Raw genomic sequence first — 15751 nt, 5'->3', positions numbered from 1 at the left:
GGACCATATCCCCTCCGGCCTCGCGCCGGAGGGTTTCTCCCCGCGACACAAGCGCGGTGGAATCCCACCCGAAATACTCTATAACGAGCACTGAAATCCGCGTCGCAAGACCAACGGGACCAACCTGAAATTTCCAAGGAATGGGAGTTCGAGCAATGACTGTAAAAGTTGCCATCAATGGTTTCGGCCGTATCGGCCGCAACGTCCTCCGGGCGATCTACGAGTCCGGCCGCAAGGACATCGACGTCGTGGCCGTCAACGACCTGGGCCCGGTCGAAACGAACGCTCACCTGATGCGCTATGATTCGGTTCATGGCCGCTTCCCGCATGAAGTCTCCGTCGATGGCGACGTGATCTCCGTCGGCTCCGAGAGCTTCAAGGTCTTCGCAGAGCGCGATCCGTCCAAGCTGCCCTGGGGCGACCTCGGCATCGACATCGTGATGGAATGCACCGGCATCTTCACCTCGAAGGAAAAGGCCTCCGCCCACCTCGCCGCCGGCGCCAAGCGCGTTCTCGTTTCGGCTCCGTCCGACGGCGCCGACAAGACGATCGTCTACGGCGTCAACCACTCGGCCCTGACCAAGGACGACCTCGTCGTCTCCAACGCCTCGTGCACGACCAACTGCCTGGCGCCGCTCGTCGACGTTCTGCATTCGGAATTCGGCATCGTCCGCGGCATGATGACGACGATCCACTCCTACACCGGCGACCAGCCGACGCTCGACACGATGCACAAGGATCTCTACCGCGCCCGTGCGGCCGCGATGAGCCAGATCCCGACCTCGACCGGCGCCGCCAAGGCCATCGGCCTCGTCATCCCTTCGCTGAAGGGTAAGCTCGACGGCATCTCCGTCCGCGTACCGACCCCGAACGTCTCGCTCGTCGACTTCAAGTTCATTCCGTCGAAGGAAGTGACCGCCGAGCAGATCAACAACGCGCTGATCGCAGCCGCCGATGGCCGCCTGAAGGGCATCCTGGCCTACACCCGTCATCCGAACGTCTCGATCGACTTCAACCACGATCCGCATTCCTCGACGGTTGCCCTCGACCAGACCAAGGTCATGGACGGCTCGATGGTTTCGGTCCTGTCCTGGTACGACAACGAGTGGGGCTTCTCCAACCGTATGTCCGACACGGCTGTTGCAATGGCAAAGCTCATCTGACGCTCCGCCACATTCAAGATTTGAGAAAGCGCGCCCTCTCCGGCGCGCTTTTTTGTTGCACTGCGAGAATGAACCTTGGTGGACGCCGCCGGATCGGTCATTGTGACACGAGACACCGCTATGCAAAGGCCCGCCATGCCCCAGACGACAGACACCGCCTCTCCTTCGCTCACCGGCTTCGATTTCTCCGCGCTCTCCGCCCGCGAACGCTACAAGCTGATGATCGGCACCATCATCCCGCGACCGATCGCGCTCGTGACCAGCGTCGACGAAGACGGCCGCGTCAACGCCGCACCGTTCTCCTTCTTCAACTGCCTGTCGGCCGATCCGCCAATCATCGCCCTCGGCGTCGAGCTCAATCCCGACATGTCCTTCAAGGACACCAGCCACAATATCCGCATGACCGAGGTGTTCACCGTCAACATCGTGTCGCACGCGATCGCCGAGGCCATGCATGTCTGCGCGGCGAAGTATCCGCGCGGTGTCGATGAACTGAAGGAGGCGGGCCTGACCGCCATGCCGGGCCTCAGGGTCGCATCGCCCTATATCCGTGAAGCGCCGGCCGCGCTTGAGTGCCGCCGGCACATGACGCTCGAACTCGGCAAGTCGCGGCAGATCATTCTCGGCGAGATTGTCTATGCCCATTACCAGGACGGCATCGTCGACGAACGGCTGCATGTCGACCCCGCCGGGATCGACGCGATCGCCCGTCTCGGCGGCGATACCTGCGCAACCATTCGCGACCGTTTCGACATGCGGACGCCGGTTCTCTGAACGCGCCGCTCGTCGGCGAAAAAATCCAAAATTTTCAGCCGGCTATCTCAAAATCTCCGCATTGCGCGCCTATGTTGCAAAAGCAGGGTTCCGAGATCGACAGGGGGCATATTTGGAGTCATTTTACATAGCCATTTTCATCAGCATGGTGCTCGTGCTGTTTGCAATTTTTTCAAGCCTTATTGCCTTCCGGTTTGGTGCTCCCCTTCTTCTGCTTTTTCTTCTGATCGGTATCGTGACCGGCGTTGACGGGTTCGGCATCGAGTTCAGCAACTACAATCTTGCCTATTTCATCGGATCGATCGCGCTGGCGGTGATCCTATTTGATTCGGGTTTCGGCACCTCGTTGCAATCCTTCAGGCAGGCGGCCGCGCCGGCCCTTGTCCTGTCGATCGTCGGCGTGCTGATCACGTCGGCAATCTTCGGGCTGGCGGCAATGGTGCTGCTCGGCTTCTCCTTCCCCGAAGGCCTGCTTCTGGGAGCGATCGTCGGTTCGACCGATGCCGCCGCCGTGTTCTTCCTGCTGCGCATCGGCGGCATTCACATTCGTGACAATGTCCGCTCGACCCTGGAAGTGGAATCCGGCACCAACGACCCCTTCGCGATCTTCCTGACGCTGACGCTTGTCAACATCATCGCCGCCGGCCAGTCCTTTCAGGATCTGGACCTGACCCTGCTCACCGGTTTCCTTCAGCAGATGGGCTACGGGCTTGCCTTCGGCTTCGTCGGCGGGGTGGCGATCGTCGCCCTGATCAAGCGCTTCCAGCACGATCAGGGGCTGTTGCCCATCCTGGTGCTGGCCATGGCGCTCCTGGTCTTCTCGATCACCGGCGCGCTGGACGGCAGCGGCTTCCTCGCCGTCTATGTCGCCGGCCTCTATGCCGGCAACGCGAAAATCCAGTCGGCGCTTTCCATACGCCGCTTTCAGGCCGGCATGACCTGGCTTGCGCAGATCATCATGTTCCTGGTGCTCGGCCTGCTGGCAACGCCGTCGCAGTTCAGCGACATCCTGCTGCCGGCGCTGGCGCTCGGCCTGTTCCTGATCTTCGTCGCCCGCCCGGTCGCCGTCTGGCTCTGTATCCGGCCGTTCCGCTACACCCGCCGCGAGACGGGTTTCGTCGCCTGGGTGGGGTTGCGCGGGGCCGTCTCGATCCTGCTTGCCATCCTGCCGGTCACCGGCGGACTGGAAAACGGCGAGATCTATTTCAACGCCGCCTTCGTCATCGTGCTCGTCTCGCTGGTCGTGCAGGGCTGGACCATCAAGCCGACCGCGAAGCGACTGGGCCTCATCGTGCCGCCGCGTACCGGCGCGGTCGAGAAACTCGAAGTCGACCTGCCGGGTGCCGTCAACCACGAGCTGATCGCCTATCGCGTCGCCCGCGAAAGCCCGGTCCTGAAGGGCGAGCGCATTCCGCGCTGGGCGCGACCGTCGCTCGTCCTGCGCAATGGCCGATCGATGCGCTACCAGTATGCCGGTCGCCTGCAGGAGAATGATCTCCTCTATCTCTTCGTCGATCCGGGCTTCTCCCGCCTGCTCGACCGCCTCTTCGCCGGCGCGGTCCCCGTGGCCAGCGACGACAACGAGTTCTTCGGCTCTTTCGCCATCTCGCCGTCGCGCCCGGCCCGGGAACTTGACGCGGCCTACGGTCCGGGCCTGCTCAGCGAGGCGGAAAGCGAGATGACGATTGCCGAGCTCATCAACAAGCGGGCTGGCGGCCAGGCGGACTATGCCGATCGCATCCGCCTCGGCCAGATCATCCTGATCGTCCGCGAGATCGACGACAATGGTCGTATCGCCAGCGTCGGGGTCTCGCTCGAGCCCGTCGACCCGTCCAACAAGCTGCCGCCGCTCGCCGGTGTGCAGGTCGGCTGGGAGCGCCTGCAGGCGCTCATCGAGAAGATGCGACGTACATAAATCCGGAGCCGCCGCTTGCGTCTCCGGCCCGGCGTAGTATGGTCCGGGCCGACAGTTGGGAGCGGTTCCGGCCGCTCCAAAAAGACTTCCCCAGAAGGACAAAAGTGGAGCACCCATGCCGACTTTCAAAACCCTCGACGATCTTCCGGACGTAACCGGAAAGCGCATTCTTCTGCGCGTCGATCTCAACGTGCCGGTCACCGATGGCAGGGTGTCTGACTTGACCCGCATCGAACGCGTTCGCCCGACCATCCTGGAACTCTCCGACAAGTGCGCCAAGGTCATCCTGCTCGCCCATTTCGGCCGCCCGAAGGGCAAGCCCGTCGACGACATGTCCCTGTCGCTGATCATCCCGGCCATCGAAGAGGTTCTTGATCGCCATGTCGCCTTCTCCTCCGATTGCATCGGCGAGGAAGCCGCGGAAGCCGTCGAGATGATGAACAACGGTGATATCCTGCTAATGGAAAACACCCGTTTCCATGGCGGCGAGGAGAAGAACGACAAGGATTTCACTGCGGCGCTGGCCGCAAACGGCGACATCTTCGTCAACGACGCCTTTTCCGCCGCCCACCGCGCGCACGCCTCGACCGAAGGCCTCGCCCACCATCTGCCCTCCTATGCCGGCCGCACCATGCAGGCCGAACTGGAAGCGCTGGAGAAGGGCCTCGGCAATCCGACCCGTCCGGTAGTCGCCATCGTCGGCGGCGCCAAGGTCTCGACCAAGATCGATCTCTTGCAGAACCTCGTGAAGAGGGTCGACGCGCTGGTGATTGGCGGCGGCATGGCCAACACCTTCATCGCCGCCAAGGGCATCAATGTCGGCAAGTCGCTCTGCGAGCATGATCTGGCCGACACCGCCCGCGCGATCATGGCCGAGGCGGAAAAATCCGGCTGCGAGATCGTCTTGCCGGTCGACGGCGTGGTCGCCCGCGAGTTCAAGGCCGGAGCGGACAACGAGATCGTGGCGATCGACGCCATCCCCGCCGATGCGATGATGCTCGACGTCGGCCCCAGGTCGGTCGACGCGGTCAACGCCTGGATCTCCAAGGCCCATACGCTGGTCTGGAACGGTCCGCTCGGCGCATTCGAGATAGAGCCCTTCGACGCGGCGACGGTTTCCGCCGCCAAGCACGCCGCAGAGTGCACGACCGGCGGAGAACTGGTCTCGGTTGCCGGCGGTGGCGATACGGTCTCCGCCCTGAACCATGCCGGCGTTGCCGACGACTTCACATATGTCTCGACCGCAGGCGGCGCCTTCCTGGAATGGATGGAAGGCAAGGAGCTTCCGGGGGTCGAGATTCTCACCAAGCAATAGACTTGGCGTTTTCGCTTTATACGCGCAGGAAGGAGCGGGATTTCCCGCTCCTTTTTGTTAAATTGGTGTGAATTATCCAAACATTTCAAACGATTAAAATAAATTCAATCGTTTCAATAAAATCAGGCTGCATTTTAATTGCCATAAACTTCTGCTAACGGAGGCTGAGATTTGCCTAGGGAGTAGTTGCATGAGCGAGCGCCTCGAAGATATTGCTGTGAAAATGGTGACCGGAGGCAAAGGCCTGCTGGCAGCCGACGAATCCACCTCCACGATCAAGAAGCGGTTTGACACGATCGGTCTGGAATCGACCGCCGACAGCCGCCGCGATTACCGCGAGATGCTGTTCCGCGCCGACGAGGCGATGAACGACTACATCTCCGGCGTGATCCTCTATGAGGAAACACTTTTCCAGAAGGCGGCCGACGGCACGCCGCTCGTCGACCTCATCAAGGCCTCGGGCTCCATTCCGGGCATCAAGGTCGACACCGGCGCCAAGCCGATGGCGCTTGCCCCCGGCGAAACCATCACCGAGGGCCTCGACGGCCTCGCCGACCGGCTTGCCCGGTACCATGAGGCCGGCGCCCGCTTCGCCAAGTGGCGCGGCGTCATCGCCATTTCCGATACCCTGCCGACCTACGGCTCGCTGAAGGCCAATGCCCATGCGCTGGCCCGCTATGCCGCGCTCTGCCAGGAAGCCGGCATCGTGCCGATCGTCGAGCCGGAATGCCTGATGGACGGCAAGCCGGGCGACCACGACATTGCCCGCTGCGAGGAAGTCACCGAATTCGTGCTGCGCACCGTCTTCAACGAATTGGCCGAGATGAAGGTCGATCTCGAAGGCATGGTGCTGAAGCCGAACATGGTCATCGACGGCAAGAACGCCCGCAAGGCTTCGGTCGCCGAAGTCGCCGAACGCACCGTACGCGTGTTGAAGGCGACCGTTCCCGCCGCGGTGCCCGGCATCGCATTCCTGTCCGGCGGTCAGTCGACGGAAGAGGCGACCGCCCATCTCTCGGCCATGAATGCAACCTACGACATGCCCTGGGCCTTGACCTTCTCCTACGGACGTGCTCTGCAGGAGGACGCTTTGAAGGCGTGGGGCGGCAAGTCCGAAAACGTCGCTGCCGGCCAGCGGGCGTTTACGCACCGCGCACGCATGAACAGCCTGGCTGCCAAGGGCAGCTGGAAAAAGGATCTTGAGAAGGCAGCATAAAAAACGCGCCGTTCAAGGGAGGTTGGAGCCGCTGCGCCTTCGGGCTGCAGCGGCTTCTTTCATTTTGGCGATGCCCCGGGGATATCCGCCACTCAGCCGCCGGGTCGGATGAGCGCCGTCAGCATGGTCAGGACGAAAGCGCCGACCGCGATCTTCCAGAAATCGCCCCGCCTCGTCAGCCCCGGCAGGCCGATCGGCTTGATGATCTGCACGGCCATGGCGAGCACAAGCAGCAATGCAATGAGTTTTGCCATGACCTTTCCTCTTTTTCCGGTATGCTTTGGCGCAGGAATGATTCCGCCCCTCGCGATCGAGGCTCCGCCCCGATCTATCGCAGATGAATGGAACCGCGCAATGGCACCGGGCATTTGCTTTTTCATTCAATATCCGCTCACATAAGATCATGCGCCGCAACATTTTTCCTGTTTTCGCGCTCCTGCTTGGAGCCCTGTTCCTCTTCATCGGCAATGGCCTTCACGGCCTGCTGCTCCCCGTTCGCGGGGCGTCCGAAGGCTACAGCACGACGGTCCTCGGCCTTCTTGGTACGGCCTGGGCCGGCGGCTTTGTCACTGGATGCTTCGTCGCGCCGGCGCTCGTCAGGCGCATCGGCCATGTACGCGCCTTTTCCGGCTGCATATCGCTGATCGCCATCGTTGCGCTGCTGACCGGCCTCGTCGTCAACGACGTCGCCTGGGTGGGGCTTAGGGCGTTGACCGGCTTCGCATCCGCCGGCACCTCGATGATCGTCGAAAGCTGGCTCAACGAGCGCGCCACCAATGAGAGCCGCGGCACGATCTTCTCGCTCTATTTCGTCATCAACCTTTCCGGCGTCGTGGCCGGCCAGATGGTGGTATCCTTCGGCGATGTCCACACGCCGGTCCTGTTCATGGTCTGCGGCATTCTCTACTGCGTCGCAATGCTGCCGACGACGCTCTCGAATGCCGCCTCTCCGCAACCGCTGAAGAACGTCAAGCTCGACCTCAAGAGTCTCTTCTCCCATTCCCCCGTCGCCTTTGTCGGCATTCTGCTGATCGGCATCGCCAATGGCGCCTTCGGCACGCTTGGCGCCGTCTTCGGCGCACGCGCCGGACTGCCGCAGGCCTCCATCGGCCTGATGATGAGCGCCGCCATCTTTGCGGGCGCCCTCCTGCAACTGCCGGCCGGCCGCATCTCCGACAGGATGGACCGCCGCTATGTGCTGGCGGCGCTCGCAGGCATCGCGGCCCTCGCGGGCCTCATTCTCGTCGTCCTGCAGCCGACGAACGTCGTATTCCTGATCGTCATCGTCGCCATTTACGGCGGTACGGCCAACACGCTCTATCCGATCGCCGTGGCGCACGCCAACGACCACGCAGGCCCCGACGAATTCGTGAAAGTCTCCGGCGGTCTCTTGCTGCTCTTTGGCATCGGCACGATCATCGGCCCGACGGTCGGCGGCCCCGTGATGTCGGCGCTTGGCCCCTACGCCTTGTTCCTGATCACCGCGATCGCTCACATCGCCACGGTCGGCTATGCGATCCTGAGAACGCGCATGCGGGCCGCCGTGCCCATCGCGGACCGCGAGACCTTCACGACCGTGTCCAACACGCCAAACGCCCTCTCCACGCCGCAGAGCGCCGAATTGGACCCGCGCGCCGGCGGCGAAGGCAGGAGTGATGGGCTACAGGCAGCCGAATAGGGATAAACGTCCATGAACCCGTTTGACGAAGACAAGCCCAAGAAGAAGACCGAACACGAAATCGGTTCGGATATTTCGAGCCTTTCCGCCGACGAATTGACGGCAAGGATAGCTTTGCTGGAAGCCGAGATAGCCCGCCTCGCAGTCGAGCGCGACGCCAAGTCCAAGGGACGCGCGGCCGCCGAAAGCTTCTTCAAACGCTAGATTCCACAAGTATTGACGGATGAAAAAACGCAGTAATTTTAAGAAGATATTAATTCCCGGCACAGCCGCGACAGGCATTTAACGGAAAATTAAGCTTTATAAGTCATTACTGACACCATCCAGTTCACTGGATTCGGACATTGCCCTTTGGGTATGATCGTCTGATTTCTCCCTGTTTTACCTTGAGAGCCGCTTCCGAGTGGCTCTTTTTTTTGCCATCTTGGTGCCATAAGGCAAATGGCCTGCGGAACAACGCCGACAAACGGGAGTTTAGTTAAAATTCTAAACAAATTCGGCACCTTGGCTTTGGCAATCAGCAGTATCTTCACATTGGTTTCTGCAAAGGTGTGGGAATTAACCCTTTCTTAATAATCGGCTTGCGCATTTGGGGTAATGATTGCATCCTGTAAACCGATAAAACGGGTGCCGCCCAGTAAAGAAGGCGGCCAGTCCGACACCCAAGAATGTGATGCGTTGAACAGGGAAATATCGATGTCAGACCGCGGTTTGAACACAATCAGTTTTGCCGGCCACGCGGCGTCTTCCAGTCAGTTTCAGACACTCTACTCCGAGGGCATGTCCCTGGTGGAAGAGACTGCAAGCTACCTGGACGGTCCGGGCCGTGCCGCATCCAAGGTTCTGCCGCGCCTTGCATCCGTTCTCTACGCCGCCGAATCCATGCGCCTGACCACCCGCCTCATGCAGATGGCCTCTTGGCTGTTGCTGCAACGCGCCGTCAACAACGGCGAAATGACCCGCGAACAGGTCATCGCCGAAAAGAGCAAGGTGCGCCTCGACAGCTTCAACGTCGACCGTTCGGCCCCGGGCTGGAACGATCTGCCGGAATCCTTCCGCGACCTCGTCGAACGTTCGCTGCGCCTGCAGAAGCGCGTGTCTCTGCTCGACCGCGAAATCTATCGCCCGGCCGAAGCCGCGCCGCAGGCAAGCGGTGAAAATTCGGTCCAGGCCCAGCTCGACCTTTTGAAGACGGCCTTCGGCGGCCAGTGAGGCGGAACGTCCAGGGCCGGCCCTGCTAGGAACATCACATCCGAACAACCTCCGGTGAGCCTCTCGCCGGAGGTTTTCTTTTTCCGATCCTGCCAGACAAACGACATGCGAATCTCCTAAGGTCCCGGCTGACGACAAGAAGCTGCGGAGAGAAATTGCCCATGACCTATCTGGAGTTCGAGAACGACTCGGCGCCCGCAACGCTTGCCTTCGTCGACAGGATGAACGATGCGGCGGACGCAGCGTTGCGCACCCCCGGTTTCGAACGCGACCGGGACCTCATCCGCGCGCTGATCGAACGCGACGACAAGCTGATCATCCCGGCAAGGCGCGGCGACTACCTCTACCAGTTTCGCAGGCTGAAGACCCACGCCCTCGGCGTCCTGCAGCGGGTCCCGAAGGAAACAGCGCCACTTCCCGATGCCGACTGGGAGACCGTCTTCGACCTCGACGCCTTCTGCGAGACGGAGGGCAAGACATGGGTCTGGCGCGGCGCCACCGCCTGCATCGATGACCCTGACCTGATCCTCCTGGCACTTTCCGACGGCGGCTCGGACCTGATGCGCTATGTCGAATTCGACTGCCGCGACAAGGCGGTCGTTGCCGGCGGCTTCGATACGCCGGCCTGCCGCGCGCATGCCTCCTGGCTCAACCGCGACGAAATCTTCTATTTCGGCTCCATCGACCGGAATTCGGCAACCCGATCGAGCTGGCCCCGGGTTGGCAGGATCCTGCAGCGGGGAATGGTTCCGGCCGATGCGCCAGTGATCTTCGAGGCTGGCGAAGACGACGTCACCGCCTTCGCCTTTCGCCTGGGACATTCGCTGGCTGCACTGCCGGCGTCCGCCGGACACATCGATGTCTTTGCCATCCGCCATGACATCGGCTCGACCAGCTACTGGCTGCAGAAGAACGGCGGCGAGCGCATGGCATTGGATGTCCCGCGCCTCAGCGATGTGGGCTTCAGCCACAATTACTATCTCTGGCGCGCCAAGTCGGACGAGGCGGTCGCCGAGGGCAGCCTGGTGCTCGCGCCGCTCCCCGTGCATTTCGATGCCTGCCCGCCTCGGCTGGACCGGCCCCGCATCGTGTTTGCGCCCGGCGAGCGCCAGACGGTCACCCAGTTCATGCTGCTGAAGGAATGGTGCGTCTTCACCGTATCCGACAATCTTCAGCCGAAGATCTTCCTGCTCGATCTCAGCGACCCGACGGGCGAACCGCAGGAACTTGCCATGCCCGCCAATGCCGAGACCATCGGGCTGAAGACGCTCGACGACGACCTGCACCACGGCGACGACACGCTTCTGATCTGGACGCAGGGTTTCCTCCAGCCGCCGACCCTCTTCCGCCTTGATCTCGCCGACCGCTCACAACCGCCGACGCTGGTGAAGACGGCGCAGGCGCCCGAACTGTTCGACGCCACCGGCATGCGCTCCGAACTGCTGATGGCGACCTCGTCGGACGGCACCGAAATTCCCTACCGGCTCGTCCTGCCTGCGAACGCGGCCGCCACCTCCCTGCCCGTGCTGCTTTACGGCTATGGCGGTTTCGAAAGCGGTCTGCAGCCTTACTATTCCGGCGTCACCGGCCTCTGGCTCTCGCAGGGCAACGCCTATGTCCAGGCCTATATCCGCGGCGGCGACGAATACGGGCCGGCCTGGCACCTGGCCGCCAAGCGCGAGAAGCGGCCGACGGCCTATGAAGATTTCGTGGCGATTGCGCGCGACCTTGTGAAACGCGGTTATGCGCGCCCGGATACGATCGCCTGCCAGGGCGGTTCCAACGGCGGCCTGCTGACCGGCGTCATGCTGACCCGCTACCCGGAGGATTTCGGCGCGGTCTGGTGCCAGGTGCCGGTGCTCGACATGCTGCGCTTTCACACCTTCCCGGCCGGCCGCGCCTGGATCGACGAATATGGCGATCCCGACAAGCCCGAGGACGCGACCTTCCTCAAGGCCTATTCGCCGCTCCACAATATCCTGAGCGCGGAAGAGCGGCGCTACCCGCCGGTCTACGTCGAAAGCTCCAGCAACGACGACCGCGTCCACCCCTCGCACGCCAGGCGCTTCGCCGCCCTCCTCAAGGATGCCGGACAATCCGTCCTGTTCCGCGAGTTCGGCTCCGGCGGCCACGGCGGCGACGGCCGAGCCGACGACATCGCCGCCCGCCTGGCCACCGGCTACAGTTTTCTTAGGGAGACGATCGTCAGGAACGCGCGAATGAGATAGCTCCTTCGTAAGGACTTCGCACCGCCACAACCGATTGGCTATTGCTCAGCAGTTGCGCCACCAAGGTCGATATCGTCAAGGATTCCTTTATCGATAAGGAAGGCATCCCCTTCGGCTGTCAGATGCATGTTGTCGAAGAAAACCGGAATGCTGTTCTCGTCGAGAACATAGCAAAGATCGGCTCTAGGGCAGACCTTTGCGAGGATATCGGCATATTCGACGCCAACTGTCGCGGAAACGTGCTTGAGATCGACATTTGTCCTGACGACCTTCGGATCAAGTGTGGCGGCGGCGAACGCCTCGATACCCTCAAACTTGCCGAGTGAAGCTACCAAGTCCATACCGCTGCCAGGTTGTGACTTTGGCCCCACAAGGATAATGCGCTCAGCTCCCGCCTCCCTTAGGGCGTGCACATTGTCCTTGATGAAGGGAGGAGACCAATCACGCCAAGCGAATACTAAGACAATGATATCAGCTTCCTTGATCCGGCTATCGGCAAGAATCCGCTGATTGCGCTTGTTGCATCGTTCCCTTTCATCCGGCTCATGATCGTAGAATGAGTTGCTGACAAGAATTTGGCAGGCGGCAGCACTTGGAAACGACCGTAAATCAATCGCCTCACCGTATCGGCGGTCCAGCATGTTGATCATGTCGCCAGCCTGGCTGTCACCTATGATAAGAACCTTCACCCGTGCGTCATCTGCGAATGCCGTCTGCCTTTGCTTGAGAAGAGACCATGTATGGCTTCCCCCCTGCACCGCTATTCGCGGATCCATCGCCAGAGCGAGGTCGGACGGATACCGCCATCGCCAGACAGCATCTCCGACCAACAAACAGAAGACGAGACCAAACGTCGAGATTGCCATTCCGACGCCAAAAGCCTTGCCCTTGAGGGAACCAAAACTCGCCGACCGGAAAGGGGTCTCGATCCAGCGATAGCTCGCAAAACCCAGAGCCAGCGAAATAACGAACAGCCAATTGGTCCCGAGTCCGGCATCAAGATAATTCTCGAAGACGATCAGAGGCCAATGGACGAGATAGATGGAGTAGCTCGCGCGACCTATCAGCGCCATGACCCGGTTGCCGAGAACCACAGAACTGGCCGCGCTACCTGCAGACATGATGACAGCGGCCGCGGCCGCGCAGGGAAACAGCGCGTAATATCCCGGAAAGGGCATCGTCTCTCGATACAGGATCGCGCAGATCAAAATTCCTGCTAATCCGGCAACAAGCGCGCCAAGAGATACTCTTTTCGAAAGGGTGCCGGCGTTCCCGACCCAATTCAACGCCGCGCCGACACCGAACTCAAAAATTCGTGCCGGCGTCAGGAAGAATGCCCCGGCCGGATCAACAGCAAGCCAAACCTGCGACAGCGATATCGCCAGGATCAAGAACAGGCCCATAGCGAGATATCGTGCGCCCGCCCGCCGGATCCTGACAGCAAGAAGCATCAGCAATGGCCAGAAGAGGTAAAACTGCATTTCCACGCCAAGCGACCATGTATGTAGCAATGGTTTGAAAATGGCGTCTGAATCGAAATATCCCGACTGCATCCAGAACAGGAAATTGGACAAGCCGAACAGGCTCAACAGTGCCGACCAGAGAGTCGGCTCTATATTCGACGGCAGAAAAAAGAAAATGCCGGCGACGGCAGAAACGGTAATCACAAACGCAAGCGCCGGAAGCAGCCGGCGTATACGCCTAGCGAAGAACCGACGAAACGAGAATTCGCCTCGCTCCATTTCCCCCAGCAACTGCTGCGTTATCAGATAGCCGCTGATGACGAAGAAAACGTCGACGCCAATGAAGCCGCCCCGAAAGATCTTGTTGCCGAGGTGAAACAAGAGAACGAGCAGGACGGCGACAGCGCGCAGGCCGTCAATGTCCGGATTGTATTTCGTCTTCGAAAGCATAGGGTTCCGTCGCACATAGCTTGGCGGATTTCAAACACAAAAAAGCCCGGCGCGAGGGCCGGGCTTTCTAAGCTGTTCGAGCGCGAAGTCTTAGAGGCCGAGGCCGGAGAAGCGCTGCTTGAACTTGGAAACGCGGCCGCCGCGGTCCATGAGCTGCTGGTTGCCGCCGGTCCAGGCCGGGTGCGACTTGGAGTCGATTTCAAGGTTCATGACGGCGCCTTCCGTACCCCAGGTGGACCGGGTTTCGTATTCGGTGCCATCGGTCATGACCACCTTGATCATGTGATAGTCGGGATGGATGTCTGCCTTCATAACAATCTTCCTGTGACGCGCTTCGGGTCCAATTGTCGCAAGTTTTTGGCAAGCCATTGCGGTCTATGGACCAATTGAATAAATGAAGCCGCAGTCGTTTCTGGCTACGGCTTTCCAATTCGATGCCGTGCCTATACATGAACGTTGCCAGGATAACAAGGCCCACATGGCAGGAACTTGGTTCCGCCCGGGCAAGGGGGAAAAGTGGCGCAACAACAGTCGGACAGCACCGCCTCAAGACGCAATTTGCGCCCGCTCGCACAGCTGTTGCCCTATCTCAAGCGCTACAAGAAGAAGATCGCCTATGCCCTCTTCTTCCTGGCGTTGGCAGCCGCGATGACGCTTGCCTTGCCGCTGGCCGTGCGCCGGATGATCGACCACGGCTTCAGCGAGGCCGACCACGCCTTCATCAACAACTACTTCGGCATGCTGGTGCTGATGGGGCTTCTTTTGGCGCTCGCGAGCGCCATGCGCTACTACCATGTCATCTCGCTCGGCGAGCGGCTGGTCTCCGATGTGCGCAGCGACGTCTTTTCCCGCGTGACCGCGCTTTCGCCGGAATTCTTCGACGTGAACCAGTCCGGCGAGATCGTCTCGCGCCTCTCCGCCGATACCACGCAGATCAAGTCCGCCGTCGGCGCCACAGCCTCGCTCGCCTTGCGCAACACCATTCTCTGTCTCGGCGCGATCGGCATGATGGTCTATACCAGCCCGAAACTGTCGAGCCTCGTGCTGGCCGCCATCCCGATCATCGTCTTTCCGCTCGTCGCCTTCGGGCGCTCCGTGCGGCGGCGGTCCCGCGCCGCGCAGGATACGCTGGCCGATGCCACCGCCTATGCCGGCGAAACGATTGCCGCCAGCCGCACCGTGCAGGCCTTCAACGGCCAGGAGGTCGCCAATGCCCGTTTTTCCGGCGCCGTGGAGCAGGCCTATGAGGCGGCGCGCGACGCCATCAAGTCGCGCGCGCTGCTGACCGGTGTCGCCATCACCCTGATCTTCGCCAGCATCATCGGCGTCCTCTGGTTCGGCGCACAGAGCGTCATGGCCGGAACGCTGTCACCCGGCACGCTCGGACAGTTTCTGCTCTATTCCGTCATCGCCGCCGGCTCGCTCGGATCGCTATCCGAGGTCTGGGGAGAACTGGCGCAGGCCGCCGGCGCCGCCGAACGCATCGGCGAACTCCTGCGCGAAGAGCCGGCGATCCGCGCGCCGGCGAAGCCGCTGTCACTGCCCGAGCCGGCGAGAGGCGAAATCGAATTCCGCAACGTCTCCTTCTCCTATCCCACCTCGGTCAGCAAGGTGACGCTGAACGGGCTCAGCTTCAAGGTCTCCTCCGGCGAGCGCGTGGCGATCGTCGGCTCCTCGGGCGCCGGCAAGAGCACGGTCTTCTCGCTGCTTCTGCGCTTTTACGATCCGCAATCCGGCGTCGTCACGCTGGATGGAGTCGACGCCAAGGCGGTGACGCCGGAAGACCTGCGCGCCCGCATCGCCATCGTGCCGCAGGACGTGACGATGTTTGCCTCTTCCGTCCACGACAACATCGCCTTCGGCTCGCCGGGCGCCAGTCGCGAAGCCGTCCGCGCGGCAGCCGTTGCGGCCCAGGCCGACGAATTCATCGCGCGACTGGAGAACGGCTACGACACCATGGTGGGCGAACGCGGCATCACGCTGTCCGGCGGACAACGCCAGCGCATCGCCATCGCGCGGGCGATCCTCAAGGACGCCCCGGTGCTGCTGCTAGACGAAGCGACCTCGGCGCTGGACGCGGAGAGCGAAACACTGGTGCAGAAGGCGCTGGACGGGCTCATGGAAGACCGCACGACGGTCGTCATCGCCCACAGGCTGGCGACCGTGCTGAAGGCCGACCGCATTCTCGTCATGGATCAGGGAAAGATCGTCGAGGAAGGCACGCATCAGAGCCTTGTGAAGAAGGGCGGCATCTACGCTCGTCTGGCACGCCTGCAGTTCAATCACGAAATCGAGGCCGACGTTTCCATGCCGGCTGCGGCGCCCGCTGCAATCTGA

At 61.5% G+C, this 15751-nt stretch carries 14 protein-coding genes; 10 read left to right on the top strand and 4 right to left on the bottom strand.

All coding sequences use genetic code 11. The annotated features are described in order from the left end of the window. The first annotated feature begins 155 nt into the window (after positions 1 to 155). The 5 genes from gap (at position 156) to ACU5AY_RS00315 (ending at position 6383) form a co-directional block, all read left to right on the top strand. A complete protein-coding gene (gap, locus tag ACU5AY_RS00335; protein WP_446827543.1) occupies positions 156 to 1163 on the top strand; it encodes a type I glyceraldehyde-3-phosphate dehydrogenase in 1008 nt (335 codons plus the stop codon). A 135-nt stretch (positions 1164 to 1298) separates the two neighbouring features. Next, positions 1299 to 1937: a flavin reductase family protein gene (locus tag ACU5AY_RS00330; protein ID WP_446827542.1), complete on the top strand. Its 639-nt coding sequence runs from the start codon at positions 1299 to 1301 to the stop codon at positions 1935 to 1937. Between the two features lie 112 nt (positions 1938 to 2049). Next, on the top strand, positions 2050 to 3852 hold the full coding sequence (locus ACU5AY_RS00325; protein ID WP_446827541.1) for a potassium/proton antiporter: 1803 nt from the start codon (positions 2050 to 2052) through the stop codon (positions 3850 to 3852). A gap of 115 nt (positions 3853 to 3967) precedes the next feature. Continuing rightward, positions 3968 to 5167, top strand: a complete 1200-nt coding sequence (locus ACU5AY_RS00320; protein WP_446827540.1) for a phosphoglycerate kinase — start codon at positions 3968 to 3970, stop codon at positions 5165 to 5167. A 190-nt stretch (positions 5168 to 5357) separates the two neighbouring features. Beyond that, on the top strand, positions 5358 to 6383 hold the full coding sequence (locus tag ACU5AY_RS00315) for a class I fructose-bisphosphate aldolase (protein WP_446822851.1): 1026 nt from the start codon (positions 5358 to 5360) through the stop codon (positions 6381 to 6383). A 92-nt stretch (positions 6384 to 6475) separates the two neighbouring features. Here ACU5AY_RS00315 and ACU5AY_RS00310 read toward each other — a convergent pair whose 3' ends face one another. Beyond that, positions 6476 to 6637: a hypothetical protein gene (locus ACU5AY_RS00310; protein ID WP_261928802.1), complete on the bottom strand. Its 162-nt coding sequence runs from the start codon at positions 6635 to 6637 to the stop codon at positions 6476 to 6478. A gap of 149 nt (positions 6638 to 6786) precedes the next feature. Here ACU5AY_RS00310 and ACU5AY_RS00305 point away from each other — a divergent pair, with 149 nt between their 5' ends. Both ACU5AY_RS00305 and ACU5AY_RS00300 read left to right on the top strand, forming a co-directional pair. Further along, positions 6787 to 8061, top strand: a complete 1275-nt coding sequence (locus ACU5AY_RS00305) for an MFS transporter (RefSeq protein ID WP_446822850.1) — start codon at positions 6787 to 6789, stop codon at positions 8059 to 8061. Between the two features lie 12 nt (positions 8062 to 8073). After that, the gene (locus ACU5AY_RS00300; RefSeq protein WP_446827539.1) at positions 8074 to 8265 is read left to right on the top strand and encodes a DUF1192 domain-containing protein; all 192 of its coding nucleotides are present in this window, start codon (positions 8074 to 8076) and stop codon (positions 8263 to 8265) included. Between the two features lie 89 nt (positions 8266 to 8354). Here the strand turns inward: ACU5AY_RS00300 and ACU5AY_RS00295 are convergent, their stop codons facing one another. Further along, positions 8355 to 8594 carry a hypothetical protein gene (locus tag ACU5AY_RS00295; RefSeq protein ID WP_446827538.1) on the bottom strand — a complete coding sequence of 80 codons (240 nt, stop codon included), beginning with the start codon at positions 8592 to 8594 and terminating at the stop codon, positions 8355 to 8357. Positions 8595 to 8757: 163 nt separating this feature from the next. On the opposite strand from ACU5AY_RS00295, the gene rcdA reads away from it, so the two are divergent. Then, entirely contained in the window at positions 8758 to 9273 is a 516-nt protein-coding gene (gene rcdA, locus ACU5AY_RS00290) for a protease adaptor protein RcdA (RefSeq protein WP_446827537.1), read from the top strand. A gap of 161 nt (positions 9274 to 9434) precedes the next feature. Further along, positions 9435 to 11501, top strand: a complete 2067-nt coding sequence (locus ACU5AY_RS00285; protein WP_446827536.1) for a prolyl oligopeptidase family serine peptidase — start codon at positions 9435 to 9437, stop codon at positions 11499 to 11501. Between the two features lie 38 nt (positions 11502 to 11539). Here ACU5AY_RS00285 and ACU5AY_RS00280 read toward each other — a convergent pair whose 3' ends face one another. Continuing rightward, complete coding sequence (locus tag ACU5AY_RS00280) at positions 11540 to 13414, bottom strand: acyltransferase family protein (RefSeq protein ID WP_446827535.1); 1875 nt, start codon at positions 13412 to 13414, stop codon at positions 11540 to 11542. A gap of 90 nt (positions 13415 to 13504) precedes the next feature. After that, entirely contained in the window at positions 13505 to 13726 is a 222-nt protein-coding gene (gene rpmE, locus ACU5AY_RS00275) for a 50S ribosomal protein L31 (protein ID WP_261928797.1), read from the bottom strand. A gap of 204 nt (positions 13727 to 13930) precedes the next feature. Between rpmE and ACU5AY_RS00270 the strand changes: the two genes are divergently transcribed. Then, positions 13931 to 15751 (top strand): ABC transporter transmembrane domain-containing protein, encoded by a 1821-nt coding sequence (locus ACU5AY_RS00270; protein ID WP_446827534.1) that lies wholly within the window; start codon positions 13931 to 13933, stop codon positions 15749 to 15751.

This window comes from Rhizobium sp. PAMB 3174 (genome assembly GCF_052908375.1).
This window is presented reverse-complemented; position numbering and strand designations above follow the sequence as displayed.